Annotated in this window: 15 protein-coding genes; 10 read left to right on the plus strand and 5 right to left on the minus strand. The window is 68.0% G+C overall.

The genetic code is table 11. From position 1 onward, the window contains the following. Positions 1-34 precede the first annotated feature (34 nt). Together exaC and AC4D14_RS07400 are read left to right on the plus strand one after the other, a co-directional pair. The gene (exaC, locus tag AC4D14_RS07395) at positions 35-1,558 is read left to right on the plus strand and encodes an acetaldehyde dehydrogenase ExaC (RefSeq protein ID WP_490901132.1); all 1,524 of its coding nucleotides are present in this window, start codon (positions 35-37) and stop codon (positions 1,556-1,558) included. A gap of 9 nt (positions 1,559-1,567) precedes the next feature. Continuing rightward, entirely contained in the window at positions 1,568-1,954 is a 387-nt protein-coding gene (locus AC4D14_RS07400) for a DUF779 domain-containing protein (RefSeq protein WP_490901134.1), read from the plus strand. A 173-nt stretch (positions 1,955-2,127) separates the two neighbouring features. Here AC4D14_RS07400 and AC4D14_RS07405 read toward each other — a convergent pair whose 3' ends face one another. Further along, the gene (locus tag AC4D14_RS07405) at positions 2,128-2,769 is read right to left on the minus strand and encodes a TetR/AcrR family transcriptional regulator (protein ID WP_490901136.1); all 642 of its coding nucleotides are present in this window, start codon (positions 2,767-2,769) and stop codon (positions 2,128-2,130) included. A gap of 141 nt (positions 2,770-2,910) precedes the next feature. Between AC4D14_RS07405 and AC4D14_RS07410 the strand changes: the two genes are divergently transcribed. Further along, the gene (locus tag AC4D14_RS07410; RefSeq protein ID WP_490901137.1) at positions 2,911-3,951 is read left to right on the plus strand and encodes an agmatine deiminase family protein; all 1,041 of its coding nucleotides are present in this window, start codon (positions 2,911-2,913) and stop codon (positions 3,949-3,951) included. Beyond that, positions 3,951-5,672 (plus strand): amidase, encoded by a 1,722-nt coding sequence (locus AC4D14_RS07415; protein ID WP_490901139.1) that lies wholly within the window; start codon positions 3,951-3,953, stop codon positions 5,670-5,672. The genes AC4D14_RS07410 and AC4D14_RS07415 overlap by 1 nt, the downstream gene beginning before the upstream one ends. Here the strand turns inward: AC4D14_RS07415 and AC4D14_RS07420 are convergent. Then, complete coding sequence (locus AC4D14_RS07420) at positions 5,599-6,654, minus strand: aldo/keto reductase (RefSeq protein ID WP_490901141.1); 1,056 nt, start codon at positions 6,652-6,654, stop codon at positions 5,599-5,601. The two genes, AC4D14_RS07415 and AC4D14_RS07420, sit on opposite strands and share 74 nt — an antisense overlap. Positions 6,655-6,779: 125 nt before the next feature. On the opposite strand from AC4D14_RS07420, the gene AC4D14_RS07425 reads away from it, so the two are divergent. From AC4D14_RS07425 to AC4D14_RS07435, 3 genes are all read left to right on the plus strand, one after another. Further along, complete coding sequence (locus tag AC4D14_RS07425) at positions 6,780-7,409, plus strand: TetR/AcrR family transcriptional regulator (protein WP_490901143.1); 630 nt, start codon at positions 6,780-6,782, stop codon at positions 7,407-7,409. A gap of 49 nt (positions 7,410-7,458) precedes the next feature. Then, entirely contained in the window at positions 7,459-10,011 is a 2,553-nt protein-coding gene (locus AC4D14_RS07430; protein WP_490901145.1) for an MMPL family transporter, read from the plus strand. 355 nt (positions 10,012-10,366) lie between these two features. Next, the gene (locus tag AC4D14_RS07435; protein ID WP_490901147.1) at positions 10,367-11,881 is read left to right on the plus strand and encodes an amino acid permease; all 1,515 of its coding nucleotides are present in this window, start codon (positions 10,367-10,369) and stop codon (positions 11,879-11,881) included. 251 nt (positions 11,882-12,132) lie between these two features. Here AC4D14_RS07435 and AC4D14_RS07440 read toward each other — a convergent pair whose 3' ends face one another. Together AC4D14_RS07440 and AC4D14_RS07445 are read right to left on the minus strand one after the other, a co-directional pair. Then, the gene (locus tag AC4D14_RS07440) at positions 12,133-13,614 is read right to left on the minus strand and encodes a catalase (protein ID WP_490901149.1); all 1,482 of its coding nucleotides are present in this window, start codon (positions 13,612-13,614) and stop codon (positions 12,133-12,135) included. 15 nt (positions 13,615-13,629) lie between these two features. After that, positions 13,630-14,097 carry a Fur family transcriptional regulator gene (locus AC4D14_RS07445; protein ID WP_490901150.1) on the minus strand — a complete coding sequence of 156 codons (468 nt, stop codon included), beginning with the start codon at positions 14,095-14,097 and terminating at the stop codon, positions 13,630-13,632. A gap of 103 nt (positions 14,098-14,200) precedes the next feature. On the opposite strand from AC4D14_RS07445, the gene AC4D14_RS07450 reads away from it, so the two are divergent. From AC4D14_RS07450 to htpX, 3 genes are all read left to right on the plus strand, one after another. Next, entirely contained in the window at positions 14,201-14,896 is a 696-nt protein-coding gene (locus tag AC4D14_RS07450; RefSeq protein ID WP_490901151.1) for an esterase/lipase family protein, read from the plus strand. A 37-nt stretch (positions 14,897-14,933) separates the two neighbouring features. Continuing rightward, on the plus strand, positions 14,934-16,217 hold the full coding sequence (locus AC4D14_RS07455; RefSeq protein WP_490901152.1) for an MFS transporter: 1,284 nt from the start codon (positions 14,934-14,936) through the stop codon (positions 16,215-16,217). Between the two features lie 260 nt (positions 16,218-16,477). Beyond that, the gene (gene htpX / locus AC4D14_RS07460; RefSeq protein ID WP_490901154.1) at positions 16,478-17,359 is read left to right on the plus strand and encodes a zinc metalloprotease HtpX; all 882 of its coding nucleotides are present in this window, start codon (positions 16,478-16,480) and stop codon (positions 17,357-17,359) included. An 80-nt stretch (positions 17,360-17,439) separates the two neighbouring features. Here htpX and AC4D14_RS07465 read toward each other — a convergent pair whose 3' ends face one another. Beyond that, positions 17,440-17,928 (minus strand): YajQ family cyclic di-GMP-binding protein, encoded by a 489-nt coding sequence (locus tag AC4D14_RS07465; protein WP_120164599.1) that lies wholly within the window; start codon positions 17,926-17,928, stop codon positions 17,440-17,442. Between the last annotated feature and the right edge of the window lie 30 nt (positions 17,929-17,958).

Genomic DNA, 17,958 nt, shown 5'->3' on the forward strand with positions numbered 1-17,958 from the left:
TCCACCGTGTAACCCAAGTTCAAGGAGTTGGACAATGACTGTTTACGCCCAGCCTGGCCAGGATGGTTCAAAGGTCAGTTTCAAGCCGCGCTACGAGAACTGGATCGGCGGCGAATGGGCTCCTCCGATCAAGGGCCAGTACTTCGAGAACATTTCGCCGGTGACCGGCAAGGCCTTCTGCGAGGTGGCACGCGGAACCGCGGAGGACATCGAACTCGCCCTCGACGCCGCGCACAAGGCGGCCCCGGCCTGGGGCAAGACATCGGTTGCGGAACGGGCAGCGGTCCTGAACCGGGTGGCGGACCGGATCGAGGAGAACCTCGAAATGCTCGCCGTCGCCGAAACCTGGGACAACGGCAAGCCCGTGCGCGAGACCCTCGCCGCCGACCTTCCCTTGGCAGCCGACCACTTCCGGTACTTCGCCAGCGCCGTCCGTGCACAGGAGGGCGGGATCTCCCAGCTCGACGACGACACAACGGCCTACCACTACCACGAGCCGCTGGGCGTGGTCGGACAGATCATCCCGTGGAACTTCCCCATCCTGATGGCCGTCTGGAAGCTCGCCCCCGCGCTCGCCGCCGGCAACGCCGTCGTGCTCAAGCCGGCGGAGCAGACACCGACCTCAATCCTCGTGCTCATGGAACTGCTCAGCGACATCCTCCCGCCAGGCGTCGTCAACGTCGTGAACGGGTTCGGCGTGGAGGCCGGCAAGCCCCTTGCCTCCTCGAAGCGCATCCGCAAGATCGCGTTCACCGGCGAGACGACGACGGGCCGGCTGATCAGCCAGTACGCCAGCCAGAACCTCATCCCGGTCACCCTCGAACTTGGCGGAAAGAGCCCGAACATCTTCTTCTCGGATGTGGCGCAGAACAACGACTCGTTCTACGACAAGGCGCTCGAAGGGTTCGCCCTGTTCGCCTTCAACCAGGGCGAAGTGTGCACCTGCCCGTCGCGGGCGCTGATCCAGGGCTCGATCTACGACTCCTTCATGGCCGACGCCCTCGCCCGCGTCGAGAAGATGGTCCAGGGCAACCCGCTCGACACCGACACGCAGGTCGGAGCGCAGGCCTCCAACGACCAGCTCGAGAAGATCCTCTCCTACTTCGACATCGGCCGGCAGGAGGGGGCGAAGGTCCTCACCGGCGGCGAGCGGCTGATGCTCGACGGCGACCTCGCCGAGGGCTACTACGTGAAGCCGACCGTGTTCGAGGGAACCAACAGCATGCGGGTCTTCCAGGAGGAGATCTTCGGGCCGGTCGTCTCGGTCACACGGTTCTCGGACTACGCCGAGGCCCTCGAGATCGCCAATGACACCCTCTACGGGCTCGGCGCAGGCGTCTGGTCGCGCAACGGCAACATCGCCTACCGCGCCGGCCGCGAAATCCAGGCCGGACGCGTCTGGGTCAACAACTACCACGCCTACCCGGCTGGGGCCGCGTTCGGCGGGTACAAGTCCTCGGGCATCGGACGGGAGAACCACGCGATGATGCTTGACCACTACCAGCAGACAAAGAATCTCCTGGTCAGCTACTCCGAAAACAAATTGGGGTTCTTCTAAGGAGACGCAGTGACAGTTGATGCCTCGGTAGTCATTCCGGGGGAGGATTTCTCCCGGGTGGCCCTGACGGATCCGGCGGTGGAACTGCTGCGCAAGCTGTGGGACCTCCACGGACCGCTGATGTTCCACCAGTCCGGAGGGTGCTGCGACGGATCCTCGCCCATGTGTTATCCGGCGGGGGACTTCATCACGGCCGAGGCCGATGTGCTGCTCGGCGTCCTCGACATCGCGGGCGACGGCAGCAGGCACATCGACTTCTGGATGTCCCGCGAGCAGTTCGAGTACTGGAAGCACACGCACCTGACCGTTGACGTCGTGCCCGGCCGGGGGAGCGGGTTCTCCGTTGAGGCGCCCGAGGGCAAACGGTTCCTCATCCGCTCGCGGCTGATGCCCTAGCGGCATCCTTCACGGACGGACAGCATTGCACCGCAGGAGCCCCGGCCCAGCCGGGGCTCCTGCTCTGTGCCGAAGCCGGCCGCTCCCGTTTCCAGGCGCGGTCCCGGCGAAGCGGCCGCGGGAGGCTCCGTATGCACCGGCCGGGTGGCACCGCAGCCTTCGGGCGGACGGGCTCAGCCCTGCGGCAGGCTTCCGGGAACCAGCGAACCGCGGGCCGCACCGACCATTCCTTCAACCGCGTGGGCGAGGTGCGCTCCGCGGTCGTTCACCCCGTTCCAGCGCACGAGCGCCTGGGCGTTGAGCCCGTCGATCATGCCCAGGATCTGCCAGGCGACTGAAGCAGCATCCGGGGTTTCAAACTTCCCTGCCGCAATCCCGGCTTCGACCACGTCCTGCAGCACCGCCTGCCAGGCGTCCATCTGCTCCCTCACGCTTGCCGCAAGGGCCTCGTTCCGGCGGCCCAGGGACCACGCTTCGACCCAGACCGCCGTCACGTCAAGGCGGCCGCCGTCGAGCAGGGTGTCAAGGAGCAGTGCGAGCCGCTGTGGGGGGTCCGGGAGCCGGTCCAGCATTGCGGCGACCTCGGCCGTCTCGGCCGCGACGATCGTTGAGAAGGTGAGCGCCACAAGCGCGTCGACATTGGGCTGGTAGTGCGCGACAAGCCCCGAGGCGACTCCCACCCGTGCTGCAACGCTGCGCAGCGAGATTGCCGAAAGCCCCCGCTCGAGGGCGAGTTCCCGGGCCGCTTCGGCGATTTCGGCGGCGCGTTCGGAGGGGGGCTTCCGCGCTGCGCGCTTGGATACGGTGCTTGACATCACGTCCCAGTCTAAAGTAGTTTTCAACTCTATTGATCATACGATCAATAAGTGGTTCCGCACCCGGTGCCGCACCAGCACAAACCCTGCGCCCGCTCCGGCAAGGATGCCGCGCACGGCCGAATCACGGAGGAGCCACCCATGGCCTGGAGAATGCCGGCCGAGACCGCACCCCACGAGCGTACCTGGATGGCGTTCCCCCGGGCAGGACTGACACTGGGGGAGGACCCCGCGTCGGCAGCCGAAGCGTATGCGGCGTGGACCGCCGTCGCCCATGCAGTCGCCGAGTTCGAGCCGGTCACCATGGTCGTCGATCCCAGCGAGCGCGGGCGCGCCCGGGACATGCTGGGCGGCGGCGTCGAGCTCGTCGAGGCCCCCCTCGACGAGTTCTGGATGCGCGACGTCGGGCCGACCTTCGTCGTCGACGATGAACGCCCGGGGGTGCTCGGCGCGGTGGACTGGACCTTCAATGGCTGGGGCGCACCGGCCTGGTCCGAATGGGAAAAGAGCGCCGGAATGGGCCGCTTCGTTGCAGCCCGGAGCGGCGCCGAGCTCGTCAGCTCGATGCTCGTCAACGAAGGCGGCGCCATCCACGTCGACGGCAGGGGAACAGTCCTTGTCACCGAAACGGTGCAGCTTGACCCGGGCCGCAACCCCTATGCCGACAAGGCGCGCGTCGAGGCGGAACTGGAACGCACCCTCGGGACAACGAAAACCATCTGGGTGCCGCGCGGCCTTACCCGCGACTACGAGGACCTTGGCACCCGCGGCCACATCGACATGGTTGCCACCCTGCCCTCACCCGGCCGGATCCTCCTGCACGCCCAGACCAACCCCGAACACCCCGACTTCGAGGTGAGCCGCACCCTGGGCGCCTTCTTCGACACCCAGACCGACGCCGACGGCAAACCCTTCGAGGTGATCCAACTGCCGGCGCCTGCGACCCTCCGCGATGAGGAGGGTTTCGTCGACTGGAGCTACGTCAACCACCTCGTGGTCAACGGCGGGGTCATCGCCTGCGGTTACGGAGAGGAACGCGCCGACAGCCTCGCCGCGGAGATCCTCGCGGAGGCCTATCCGGGCCGCCGCGTCGTGACGGTGGATGCCCGGCCGATCCTTGCCCGCGGCGGAGGCGTCCACTGCATCACCCAGCAGCAGCCCGCACTTGGCGGGCACGCCTGATGGCCCGGTTCGACGTCGTGGAGGCCTCCATTGCGCAGCTTCGCGCCGCACTTGAGTCAGGCGCCACGACAAGCGAGGAGCTGACCCGGGCCTACCTTGCGCGCATCGACGCCTACGACAGCAGCGGCATCGCGCTCAACGCGGTCGTTGTGCGAAACCCCGAAGCACTGGCCGACGCCCGCGCCTCCGACGCCCGGCGCGCCCGCAGCGCGGTGCTCGGGCCGCTTGACGGCATCCCCTACACGGCCAAGGACAGCTACCTTGCCGCAGGGCTCACCGCGGCTGCCGGTTCGCCCGCCTTCGAGCACCTCACCGCCCAGCGCGACGCCTTCACCATCGAACGGCTGCGGGGTGCGGGGGCGGTGCTGATCGGCCTGACAAACATGCCGCCCATGGCCAACGGCGGCATGCAGCGGGGCCTCTACGGCCGCGCCGAAAGCCCCTACAACGCCGGTTACCTCACCGCCGCGTTCGCCTCCGGATCATCGAACGGCTCCGGAACGGCGACGGCGGCAAGCTTCGCGGCCTTCGGCCTGGGCGAGGAAACCTGGTCCAGCGGACGGGCACCGGCGTCGAACAACGCCCTGTGCGCCTACACGCCGTCCCGCGGAGTCATCTCGGTGCGCGGCAACTGGCCCCTGGTGCCGACCATGGACGTCGTCGTCCCGCATACCCGCTCCATGGCGGACCTGCTCGAGCTCCTCGATGTGATCGTCGCCGATGACACCGAGACGCGCGGCGACTTCTGGCGGGCCCAGCCGTGGATTCCGATTCCGCCGGCGTCGGCCCTCCGTCCGCAGTCCTACCCGGCGCTTGCCCCCGCGGGCATCGAGGGCGCACGGGCGGCACTGAGGGGCAGGCGTTTCGGCGTGCCCCGCATGTACATCAATGCCGACCCGGAGGCCGGGACGGGCGAGAGCCCGGGCATCGGCGGGCCAACCGGCACGCGCATCGAGACCCGCCCGTCCGTCATCGACCTGTGGGAGGCCGCGCGCCGCGACCTCGAAGCCGCGGGAGCCGAGGTGGTGCTTGTCGATTTCCCGGTGGTTTCCAACTACGAAGGCGACCGCCCCGGCGCGCCCACCATCGCGGCGCGCGGCCTCGTCAGCCCGGAGTATCTCGAGCGCGAGATCACCGACCTCTCCGCCTGGGCGTGGGACGACTTCCTCAAGGCCAATGGCGACCCGGCACTGGACACCCTTGCCGTGGTCGACGGCGGGGCGATCTTCCCCTCCCCACCGGGGGCGCTGCCGGACCGCTACGACGGGTTCGACGACGACATCACCACCTACCCGGCCCGCGTCCGCGACCATCCAGTCGGATCGTTCCTTGACATCCCGCACCTCGCCGAGGGCCTGCACGGACTCGAGGAAACCCGCCGCGTGGACCTCGAGGACTGGATGGACCGCCTCGGCCTGGATGCCGTGGTGTTCCCCGCCGCCGCCGACGTCGGCCCGGCCGACATGGACGTCAATGAGGCCTCGGCCGACCTCGGGTGGCGCAACGGCGTGTGGGTCGCCAACGGCAACCTCGTCCCGAGGCACCTCGGGATCCCCACAGTCACGGTGCCCATGGGCACGATGCCCGACATCGGAATGCCGGTGGGCCTCACCTTCGCCGGACGGGCCTATGAAGACACGGCGCTGCTCACGTTCGCCGCCGCGTTCGAGGCGACAGGAACACGGCGCACCCTTCCCCCGCGGACGCCGCGGCTCGACTGAGCCGGACGTTGGGCTTCTCCGCTGACATGTCCGCATACCGGTCCCCGACGGGCGCGGCGACGGCACTGAGTGCGGCGAGGTGCTCCGGCGTCAGCTCAAGGGCCTCGGCGGCGACATTCTCCTCGAGGTGTTGGATCCGACGCGTGCCCGGAATCGGGGCCAGGTCGCCGCCCTGGGCGAAAAGCCACGCCAGGGCGACCTGCCCGGGAGTGGTTCCGACCTGCCGCGCCACGGCGTCGACCTGTTCGACGATCCGGATGTTCGCTTTGAGGTTCTCCCCGGCGAATCGCGGGCTGTGGCGCCGGAAGTCGGCTTCGTCGAGCTGGTCGAGGGTGCGGATGGTGCCGGTGAGGAATCCGCGGCCCAAAGGCGAGTAGGGAACGAACCCGATTCCGAGTTCGCGCACCAGTGGAAGGATCTCCTGCTCGGGATCGCGGGTCCACAGCGAGTATTCGGTCTGCAGGGCCGTCACCGGGTGCACGGCGTGGGCCCGGCGGAGGGTGGCCGGGGCCGCCTCCGACAGGCCGATATGCCGGATCTTTCCCTGCCCGACGAGCTCGGCCAGCGCGCCCATCGTCTCCTCGACGGGTACGGCGGGGTCCATCCGGTGCTGGTAGTAGAGGTCGATGTAGTCGGTGCGGAGGCGCCGCAGCGAGCCTTCGACGGACAGACGCACATTGGCCGGGCTGCCGTCGAGACCCCGCTCGCCCGAGCCGGTATGGCGGATGGTTCCGAATTTGGTGGCGATCACCACCTGGTCCCGCCTGTCAGCGAAGGCCCGGCCCAGCAGTTCCTCGTTCGTGTAAGGGCCGTAGATCTCGGCCGTGTCAAAGAAGGTGATGCCCAGCTCGAGCGCCCGGTGAATGGTGCGCACTGAGGCATCGTCGTCGGTGCCGCTGCCTGTGTAGAAGGCCGACATTCCCATACAGCCCAGGCCCAGCCGTGAGACCTCCAGCTCCGATCCAAGGAAGATGCGCTTCATTTCAGTGCCTTTCGGTGGAGTTTCAGGGCAAGCCTAGACCCGCGCGGCGGCCCCAGGCCTTGGCCGGTCGGGATTGCTCCAAGTATTTCTTGCACCGTGTGCAAAATTCGACGTACCCTCGAAGCGTGGAGACGGAAGAAGAAACGGCCGAGCCGCGGGGCCGCAGGGAGCAGAACAAGCTCGACACCCGAAGGGCCATTGCCGAAGCGGCGCTGACGCTCGCACGCAGCCACGGCCCCGGTGCCTTCACGGCGGAACAGATCGCCGTCCAGGCCGGAGTCTCGCGGCGCACCTTCTTCAACTACTTCCACAGCGCCGAGGAAGCGCTCAGCGTGCGCATGGAATCCTTCCTCGACCTCGCGATCGGCAGCTTCCTTGAACGACCCGCCGAAGAACCCCTGCTCGACGCCATGATCGGCGGACTCACCGCCGCCGCCAAGGTGCAGAACCTCGCGGTGCAGGGCGAGCTCTTCCGCATGGCCGAGGGAAACCCGGAACTGCTGCGGGCGCAGCTCTACGCCTGGGAGCGCGCCGAGGCCCGCATCGTGGAGGCCGTCCACGACCGTCTCGGCAGTTCCTCGTCAACCCTTTACGTCAGCGCGCTCGTCGGATCGGTGCTCTCCTGCGCGAAGGCGGCCCTCCAGGACTGGGCGGCCGACCGGCCCGGACCGGACGACGACGCCGGTGCCGACCTTGAGAAGCGCATGGTGAAGGCCCTCTCGATGCTCCGGGACGGGTTCCGCCACTCGCCCTGACCGCCCGGCCCCACCCACCCCACCCTCGTCACCCCAAGGACAACCCCTCATGGCATTTCTGCTCTACCGGCTCGGCAAGTTCGCCTACCGCAGGCGCTGGTGGGTGGTCTCCGCCTGGCTGGCAATCATCCTCGCCGTGGGCGGGGGCGCCGTCCTGTTCTCCGGCACGCTGACCAACAACTTCTCCATCCCCGGCACGGAGTCCCAGCGGGTATCGAACCAACTGCGCACCGCCCTGCCCGAGGCTGTCGGAGGAACCGGAACCGTCGTGTTCCAGACCCGCGACGGCTCGGCCTTCACCGAGGAGCAGCGGGCCGCCGTGCAGCGGTCCCTCGGGCGGGTGGCGGAGCTGGACGGCGTGCGCGCCGTCGTCGACCCGTTCGACGTCGAAGCGCAGGTCGTGCAGGGCCGCGCCGACATCGACAACGGCAGGGCCGAGCTTGCAGCCGGGCGCGAGGAGCTCGACGCCGGCCGGGCGCAGCTCGAGCAGGGCCGGGCGCAGCTCCAGGCCCAGCGGGCGCAGCTTGAGCAGGGCGCACAGTTCCTGCCCGAAGCCCAGGCCCGTGCCGCGCAGGCGCAGCTGGCCGAGGGGCAGGCGCAACTCGAGGCCAACGAAGCCAAGCTTGAGGAGGCTGAAGCCCGGCTCGACCAGGGGCGCACCGACCTGGAACTCGCCGAGCGCCAGCTTGCCTCAAGTTCCGGGGTCCGGCTGGTGTCCGATGATTCATCTGCCGCCGTGGCCAGCGTCCAGTTCGAACAGCAGATCAACGCCGTCAGCCCTGAGCTGCGGGAGGCCGTCCAGGACTCAACCGGGATGGCGCCCGACACCGGAATCACCGTCGACTACAGCAAGGACATCGTCGAGGACGTCTCCGAGATCTTCGGGAACGCCGAGATCATCGGGCTGCTCATCGCCGCGCTCGTCCTCGTGGTCATGCTCGGCACGCTCATTGCCGCCGGGCTCCCGCTGCTGATGGCCGTGATCGGCGTGGGCGTCGGCGTCGGGGCAACCTTCGCGCTGTCGGGGATCATCGAAATGAACAGCATCTCCCCGGTGCTGGCCCTGATGCTCGGTCTCGCCGTGGGCATCGACTATTCGCTGTTCATCGTGAACCGCCACCGCACCCAGCTGCTCGCGGGGATGGAGCTGCAGGAATCGGTGGGCCGCGCCACGGGGACCGCGGGCAACGCCGTCCTCTTCGCGGGTATCACCGTGGTTGTCGCGCTCGCGGCGCTGGCAGTGCCGGGGCTGCCGTTCCTGACCATCATGGGCCTCTCCGCGGCCGGTACGGTGGCCGTCTCAGTGCTCGTGGCGCTGACCCTTACCCCCGCCCTCCTGGGCGTCATCGGCATGCGGCTCATCTCGAAGAGACGCTGGGCGAAGCAGACACGGGCGGCCGCCTCGGCGTCCGCCCTCAGCGACACCGGCCAGGCGGCTGCCGACCGGCGGGCGCAGGCGGGCTCCGGCTGGGGCGGAGTGGTCACGCGGAAGCCGCTGCTCACCCTGCTTGCCGGAATCCTCCTGCTCGGCGTCATCGCCGTGCCGGCGGCCCAGCTCCGGGTCGGCCTGCCCGACGGCGGTTCCGAGCCTGCCGACTCGACGGCGTTCGAGGCCTACAGTGCCGTCGGGGAGAAGTTCGGCGAGGGAACCAACGGTCCGCTGATCGTCGTGGGGTCGCTGCCGGAGACCGCCGGCGAGGCGGAGCTCACGGCCCTGCGCCTCGACATCAACGACCGCCTTGCCGCAATCGACGACGTTGCCGCATCGGTTCCTGCGGCGGTCAGCGACGACGGCCGGACTGCTGTCTTCCAGGTCCTGCCCGAGGAAGGTCCGGCCAGCGAGTCCACCGAAAACCTGGTGCGCGACCTGCGGGCGTCCTCCGCCGCCGTCGAGGCCGACACCGGCGCCTCGATCGCGGTGACCGGCCAGACGGCGGCCAACATCGACGTCTCGGCCAAGCTCATGGAGGCCATGCCGCTGTATCTGGGCATCGTCGTCGGCCTCTCGCTGATCCTGCTGCTGCTGGTCTTCCGGTCAATCCTCGTGCCGCTGATCGCCACCGCAGGGTTCCTGCTCTCGCTGCTGGCGAGCTTCGGGGCGACCGTGGCGATCTACCAGTGGGGATGGCTCGGCGGGATCTTCGGCGTCACGAACCCGGGTCCGATCCTGAGCTTCCTGCCGATCATCCTCATCGGGGTGCTGTTCGGGCTCGCCATGGACTACCAAATGTTCCTGGTCTCCGGCATGCGCGAGGCGTACGTCCACGGCGGCTCCGCCCGCGCCGCAGTCCGGGTCGGCTTCAGCCACGGCGCCCGCGTGGTGACGGCAGCCGCCATCATCATGGTTTCGGTGTTCGCAGGCTTCGTGTTCTCACACCTGACGATGGTGCGGCCCATCGGGTTCGGGCTGGCGTTCGGCGTGCTGCTTGACGCCTTCGTGGTGCGCATGACGCTCGTTCCCGCGGCCATGTACCTGCTCGGGAAGAAGGCGTGGTGGATTCCGCGCTGGCTCGACCGGGTCCTGCCCGACGTCGACGTCGAAGGCGCGAAGCTCTCCACGCAGCCGGAGCCCCGGCCGGAGCCGGTCGCCGTCGTCCGCTGACGCGTGCGGCCCGATCGCCGCCGCACCGGCCAACGCCCGCGCTGCCCGGATGTGACCGCCGCACCCGGAAGCGACCGCCGCACCCGAACGCGACCGCCGCACCCGAACGCGACCGCCGCACGCCGTATCCCGGGTGCGTTCGTCGCTTCGTGGTGCGGGAGACGCTAAAGAGTGCGGCAGCCGAGGCCCCGCGGCAGCGCCGATGCCCCTTCACCGCAGTTCTGGTCCGGCAGGCCGGCCGCGCCCACTGGCGTCTCACGATATGGACGGATTCCTGACCGCTGAATGGACGAATCTAGGATTATCGGGGCAGTTTTCCCCGAACTGCCGCGATTCCATCAGAAGGACCGATCACGTGAATCTTTTCCGCACCAAATCGATAGAGCAGTCGATTGCTGATTCTGACGAAAAGGGACGTACGCTCAAGCGCTCCCTCAACACCTGGGATCTGATGATCATGGGTATCGCGGTCGCCGTGGGGGCGGGGATCTTTTCCGTCGGCGCACAGGCAGCAGCCTTCAACGCGGGCCCGGCAGTCTCCATCTCCTTCGTGCTCGCGGCCATCACCTGCGCCCTGGCCATCATGTGCTACGCCGAGTTCGCCACAGCGATCCCGGTCGCAGGAAGCGCCTACGTCTTCACCTACGCCACGATGGGCGAACTCCTCGCCTGGATCATCGGCTGGAACCTCATCCTCGAGCTGCTCATGGCAGCCGCCGTCATCGCCAAGTTCTGGGGCATCTACCTCAGCGACCTCTTCGCCGTCCTGAACCTGGACGTCCCTTCCGAGATCAGCTTCTTCGGCCTTCCCCTGTACTGGGGACCACTCCTGATCGTTGCCGTGTTCACCGCAGTGCTGGTGATCGGGACCAAGCTTTCCGCCCGCGTGAACAGCGTCTTCACGGTGATCAAGATCGCGATCGTCCTCTTCGTCATCGTGGTCGGCTTCTTCTACGTCAGCCCCGAGAACTACGCGCCGTTCGTGCCCGCGTCCCAGCCCCCGGCCGACGCCGCCGCAAGCTGGACCGACCAGCCCTTCCTCTCATTCCTCAGCGGCGCCACCCCGTCGGCGTTCGGCTTCACCGGCATCATTTCCGGTGCGGCACTTGTCTTCTTCGCCTTCATCGGCTTCGACGTCGTCGCCACCTCCGCCGAAGAGGTCAAGAACCCCAGCCGCACCCTGCCGCGCGGCATCTTCGCCGGCCTGGCCGTCGTCACGGTGCTGTACATCCTGGTCACCCTCGTTGTCACGGGCATGGTGTCCTACACCGACCTCGGCGCCTCCGGTGCGCCCTCCTTGGCCACCGCCTTCCAGCTCGTGGGCGCCGACTGGGCGGCAGGAGTGATTTCGATCGGCAGCCTCATCGGCCTCACGACCGTCATCATGGTGCTGCTCATGGGCCTTGCCCGCGTGGTGTTCGCCCTCAGCCGTGACGGACTGCTTCCGCGGTTCCTCAGCCTCACCTCGGCCAAGCACGGAACGCCCGCCCGCACGCAGATCCTGTGCGGCGTCATCGTTGCCCTGATCGCCGGCTTCACCCAGGTGGAGATCCTCGCCGAAATGATCAACATCGGCACCCTTTCCGCGTTCATCATGGTGAGCCTGGGCATCCTCGTGCTGCGCCGCAAGCGCCCCGACCTGCGCCCGGCATTCCGCGTACCGTTCGGCAAGGTTCTTCCGATCCTCTCGGCGCTGCTGTGCATCTACCTGATGCTCAACCTCGCCACGATCACCTGGATCTTCTTCGCGGGATGGCTTGTCCTCGGATTCTCCATCTACTTCGCCTACGGCTACCGCAACTCACGGCTGAACAAGGCCCCCGCCGGTGACGTGGCACCGTCCGAGAGCCCCCTCTCCGTCGGGAAGTAGGCACACCCCGAAGCGGCAAACGCACTCCAAAACGACGAACGCACCCGGAACCCCGGGTGCGTTCGTCGTTATCCGGCGCGTCCGTCGTCAACGGGTGCGCCCGGCGTCCGGCGGCCTGCCATCCATTCCGCCGTCGACCAGTCGTTAACGCCGAAAGGGCGGCTCCCCGAGGGGCCGCCCTTTCGACGCCTGCCGGCCGTGCCGCTGCCGGAGCGGCCGGGATGGACGCGGTGCAGACGAACGGTGCGCCCTTAGTAGAGCGCGGCCTCCGACTCGGAAGCGTTTGCGGTGCCGAGGTTCGCACGCAGTTTCGCACCGAGCACGGCGTCGACGTTGGTCCAGTACTGGATGGCCCGCTCCCGGATCTCGGTGCTCACGACGCCGCCGACGGCGCCGGTGATGGTCTGCAGGAACCGGGCGCGTGCGGCGTCGTCGAAGACCTCGCGGTACAGCGTCCCGGCCTGGCCGAAGTCGTCGTCCTCGGCGTGGAGGGTGTGGGCGGCACGCACGAGGTCGCCGTCGTTCTCCCACCCGCCGTGCGCGCCGTAGAGCGCCGGGTCGGCGGCCGGTCCGCCCACCGAGTTCGGTGCGTAGACGGGGGTGGAGGCGGAGTTGAAGTGGTAGCGGCCCGCGCCGTCCTTCGAGTAGCTGCGCACCTCATTCTTGGGCATGTTCACCGGCAGCTGCGCGTGGTTGGTGCCCACGCGGTAGCGGTGGGCATCGGCGTAGGAGAAGATTCGTGCCTGCAGCATGCGATCAGGGCTGGCCGCGATGCCGGGCACGAAGTTCGACGGCGCGAAGGTTGCCTGTTCGATCTGCGCGAAGTAGTTCTCCGGATTGCGGTTCAGGGTCAGCTTCCCGACCGGGATCAGCGGGTAGTCGCCCTGCGGCCAGACCTTGGTGAGGTCGAACGGGTTGAAGCGGTAGTTCTTGGCGTCGTGGTAGGGCATGATCTGGACCTTGAGGTCCCAGCTCGGGTGGTTGCCCTTGGCGATGTTCTCCGAGAGGTCGCGCAGGTGGTGGTCGGCGTCGGAGCCGGCGAGGGACTCCGCCTCGTCGACGGTCAGCGTCTCGTGGCCCTGGTTGGACTTGAAGTGGTACTTCACCCAGAACTTCTCGCCGGACTCGTTGATCCACATGTAGGTGTGCGAGCCGTAGCCGTTCATGGTGCGCCAGGAGGCCGGAAGGCCGCGGTCGCCCATGAGCCAGGTCACCTGGTGGGCGGATTCGGGGCTGAGCGTCCAGAAGTCCCACTGCATGTCGGCGTCGCGCAGGTTGGTGCCCGGCAGGCGCTTCTGCGAGTGGATGAAGTCGGGGAACTTGATGCCGTCGCGGATGAAGAAGACGGGCGTGTTGTTGCCCACGAGGTCGTAGTTGCCCTCGGAGGTGTAGAACTTCAGCGCGAAGCCGCGGGGGTCGCGCCACGTGTCGGGGGAGCCCTGCTCGCCGGCCACGGAGGAGAAACGCAGCAGCGTCTCGGTGGTGGCACCCTTCTGGAACAGGGCCGCCTTGGTGAACATGCTCACGTCTTCGGTTGTTTCGAAAACGCCGAACGCTCCGCCGCCCTTGGCATGGACAACCCGCTCGGGGACCCGCTCGCGGTTGAACTGGGCGAGCTTCTCGACGAGGTAGTGGTCGGTCAGCGGGATCGCGCCGTCGCGGCCGATCGCCGACGAATGGCTGTCGTCGACGACAGGGGCGCCGGACTGCGTGGTGCTGAAGTTAGCGGACAATGTTGCTCCTTTTTCTCAGGTGGTGCTGGTCTTCGTGCCGCAGTCGCCGCAGAGGCCCTGGTACAGGACATCGGCGATGCGGATCGTCATGGGTGCTGAACCGGGGGCCCAGTGCGGAGTGAGGCAGGGGGCGTGGCCCACCGCGCAGTCAACGTCTTCGATGCGTCCGCAGCCGGTGCACACCGCGTGGTGGTGGTTGTCGTTCACCCGCGTTTCGTACCTGGCGGGGGAGTGCGGCGTCTCGATGCGGCGCAGCAGGCCGATCTGGGTGAGGTCGGCCAGGATCACGTAGACGGACTGGACCGCGATGTGCGGGAGTTCGGAGCGCACCGCGGCGGCGGCGTCGTCGGCCGTGGCGTGCGGGGCGTGCTCGACGGCGGCCAGGACCGCCAGCCGCTGGCGGGTGACGCGCCGGCCGGCCTCGCGAAGCTGCTTCGACCACAGCGCGGAGAGCGCATCGGGGTGCGGAGGGGCTTCAGGCATTCTTGGAGTCAACCACTAATCCTGAGCAACTCATAATAAGGTCCGGCTAACTTGCGCCCAGGCACGGGCGTGGTGTGGGCCGCGGTATGGGTACGGTGGTGGAATGGATCTGATGCGGCGCGCCTGGGCCTGGACGCTTGACTATGCCTACGTTGGCTTCTGGCAGGTTCACGGATTCTTCGTGAGGGAGGACCCGGCCCGCTACCTGCACCCCACAGGGGAAGCGGGGGCGGCGCCGAAGCTGCCGGTCCTGCTGATCCCGGGGATCTACGAGACATGGCAGTTCATGAGGCCCGTCGCCGAACACCTGCACCGGGCCGGACATCCGGTGCACGTCGTCGAGCGCCTCGGGTACAACAGCGGAACCGTCGAGGCAATGGCGGCCCTGGCCGCCGAGTACCTTGAGGAACACGCCCTCGAGAACGTCGTCGTCGTCGCGCACAGCAAGGGCGGGCTGATCGGCAAGTTCATGATGACGACGCCGGGCCCGGCGGAGCGTATCAGCCGCCTTGTGGCGATCAACACCCCGTTCTCGGGTTCGGTCTACGCGAACTTCTTCCTCGTGCCGAGCATCCGCGCGTTCGCGCCCCGCAACCGCACCCTCGTGACGCTGCTGAACAACCTCGAGGTCAACTCCCGGATCACCTCGATCTTCGGGAGCTTCGATCCGCATATTCCCGGGGGAAGTTTCCTCCGGGGAGCCCGCAACATCCGGCTTGAGACGATGGGGCACTTCCGGCCGATCGCCGACCCCCGCGTCCTGAAAGTTGTCGACGACGCGATCGCCGCCACGGAATAGTTGCCGAAGTGAACAGGTACGCGGCTAGACTTTTCGAGTGCCCCGCCTCCTAGCCGACCTCACGCCCCTCCGCGAGAGCCGGGCATTCCGCAGGCTGTTCATCGGAACCACACTTTCGGCCACCGGAACCCAGCTCACCCTTGTCGCCGTCAGCCTGCAGGTGTACGCGCTCACCTCCTCAAGCCTCAGCGTCGGCCTGCTGGGGCTGTTCGCCCTGATTCCCCTCATCGTGGCCGGGCTCTACGGCGGAGCGATCGCCGACGCGCACGACCGGCGCACCGTTGCCCTGCTGTCGGGGCTCGCGCTGTGGCTGACCACCATCGCCGTCGCGGTGCAGGCCTGGCTGGGACTGGACAACGTCTGGCTGCTCTACTGCCTGGTCGCGCTCCAGAGCGGGGCCGCGGGCATCAACCAGCCCACGCGCAGCTCGATCATTCCGCGGCTGGTGCGCCCCGAACTGCTTCCGGCCGCCAACGCCCTGAGCATGATCACCTTCGGCCTGGCGATGACGGTCGGCCCGCTCCTCGCCGGAGTCCTCGTGGCGCAGGTGGGCTACGGCTGGACCTACACCATCGACGTCGTGACCTTCACCGCGGCACTCTGGGCGGTGTTTTCCCTTCCCGCCATGCCGCCGGAGGGCGAGGTCCGCCGGGCGGGGCTCTCCACGGTGCTCGAGGGGTTCCGTTACCTCGGCACGCGCCCGAACATCCGCATGACCTTCATCATCGACCTCGTGGCGATGGTGCTGGCCCAGCCGAGGGCCCTGCTCCCGGCCATCGGCGCCGTGCTGATCGGCGGCGGGGAGCTCACCGTGGGCATCCTGCTCGCCGCAGTGGCGTTCGGCGCCGTCCTGGCCGGGTTGTTCTCCGGCCCGCTGGGGCGGATCCACCGCCAGGGGCTCGCCGTCGCCTGGTCGGTGGCGGGCTGGGGGGCATCGGTCACCGCCTTCGGGTTGGTTGTCGTCCTGGCCGGGGCCGGCGGAGGCGCAGGCCCCGGGGCGGGAGTCTCACCATGGATCGTTCCCGCCGCGCTGTGCCTGGTGCTGGCCGGCATCGCCGACTCCGTCAGCGGGGTCTTCCGCAGCACCATCCTGCAATCGGCAACGCCCGACGCGATGCGCGGCCGCCTCCAGGGGGTCTTCATCGTCGTCGTCGCAGGCGGCCCGCGCCTCGGCGACATATTCGCCGGTACGAACGCCGAGTGGCTGGGCGAGGGATGGACGCCGGTGGTCGGCGGCCTGCTGTGCATCGGGCTGGTCGGGGTGCTTGTGCGGTGGCAGCCCCGGTTCACCCGGTACGACTCCCGCAGCCCCGAGGCCTGAGCCGTCCGGCCCGGCCCGCTCGCGCAGCGGGCCCCTGCGTGCCGGATCCTGCGGCTTTGCGCTCCCGGAGCTGCTCTAAACCGGCGGGCCGCCGACGACACGCCGGACGGCGCCGTCAAAGCGGGGGAATTCAAGACGCGGAGCACCGTAATCCTGCTGCACCGCTCGCTGCACCGAACCGTAGAATCGGTGGAACGGGCGGCCGCGCCGGCGCGTTCTACCCGTGAAACCCATGCGTTCTCCGAAGGAGTTGCTCACCAGTGCACAATCATTTCAACGGTGCCAAGACGGCGTTGTTGTTCGGATCCCTGATGGGGCTGTTCCTGCTGTTCGGGGCGGTCATCGCCAGCGCCACGAGGAACTCCGCGTTCCTGTTGATCTTCGCCCTCATCGGCGTCGGCTCGATCGCGTACAGCTACTGGAACAGCGACAAGCTGGCAATCCGCAGCATGCAGGCCGTCGAGGTGACCGAACAGCAGGCGCCGGCAATGTACCGCATCGTGCGCGAACTCAGCGCGCGCGCAAACCAGCCCATGCCGCGGCTCTACATCTCCCCGACGCTGGCGCCCAACGCCTTTGCAACCGGCCGCAACCCCGAGAACGCGGCGGTGTGCTGCACCCAGGGGATCCTGCAGCTGCTCAACGAGCGTGAGCTGCGCGGGGTGCTCGGGCATGAGCTGATGCACGTCTACAACCGGGACATCCTCACCGGGTCCATCGCGGCGGCCGTCGCCGGGGTCATCACCTCCGTGGCGCAGATGTTCGCCTTCACCGGCCTGATGGGCGGCAACCGCAACGGCGGAGGCAACCCCATCGCGGCGCTGCTGCTCGCCTTCCTCGCCCCGATGGCGGCGGCGGTGATCCAGATGGCCATCGGACGCACCCGCGAGTACGACGCCGACGAGGACGGCGCCCGGCTCACCGGCGACCCGCTGGCACTCGCTTCGGCCCTGCGCAAGCTTGAGATGGGAACCCAGCGCGCACCCCTTCCCCAGGACCAGCGGCTGGTGAACACCTCGCACCTGATGATCGCCAACCCGTTCCGCGGCGGCGGGATGCAGCGGCTCTTCGCGAGCCACCCGCCCATGGGCCAGCGCATCGCCCGGCTCGAGGGCATGGCGGGCCGGCCCATCGGCAGCTGACCCAGCCCGGCTTCGATCCCCAACGACGGCGGCGGCCCCACCACCAGGTGGGACCGCCGCCGTCATGTCGTCCATGCTTCCTAGCGCATATTCACGAACTGCAGGTCCGCTTCGTCGAAGTTCTTTAGCAGAGCCATCGTTGCCTGAAGGTCGTCGCGGGACTTTGAGCTGACGCGCAGCTCGTCGCCCTGGATCTGGGATTTGACGCCCTTGGGTGCCTCGTCGCGGATCAGCTTGTTGATCTTCTTGGCGATGTCCTGGGCGATGCCCTCCTTGATGGAGGTCTCCAGCCGGAATTCCTTGCCGGAGGGGTAGGGCTCGCCGGTGTCGAGGGACTTCAGGGAGATCCCGCGCTTGATCATCTTCGACTGGAGTACGTCGAGGACCGCAAGGACCCGCTCCTCCGAGTTGGCCTTCATGAGGATCTTCTCGCCGCTGAAGTCGACCTCGGCACCGACACCCTTGAAGTCGTACCGCTGGGCGATCTCCTTCTGGGCCTGGTTCAGCGCGTTGGCCACCTCCTGCTTGTCCACTTTGCTTACGACGTCGAACGTGGATTCGCTCGCCACTGTTCCTCCTTGAAATCGGGGTTTTCTTCC

The sequence above is a fragment of the Arthrobacter sp. TJ-254 genome, assembly GCF_058269175.1.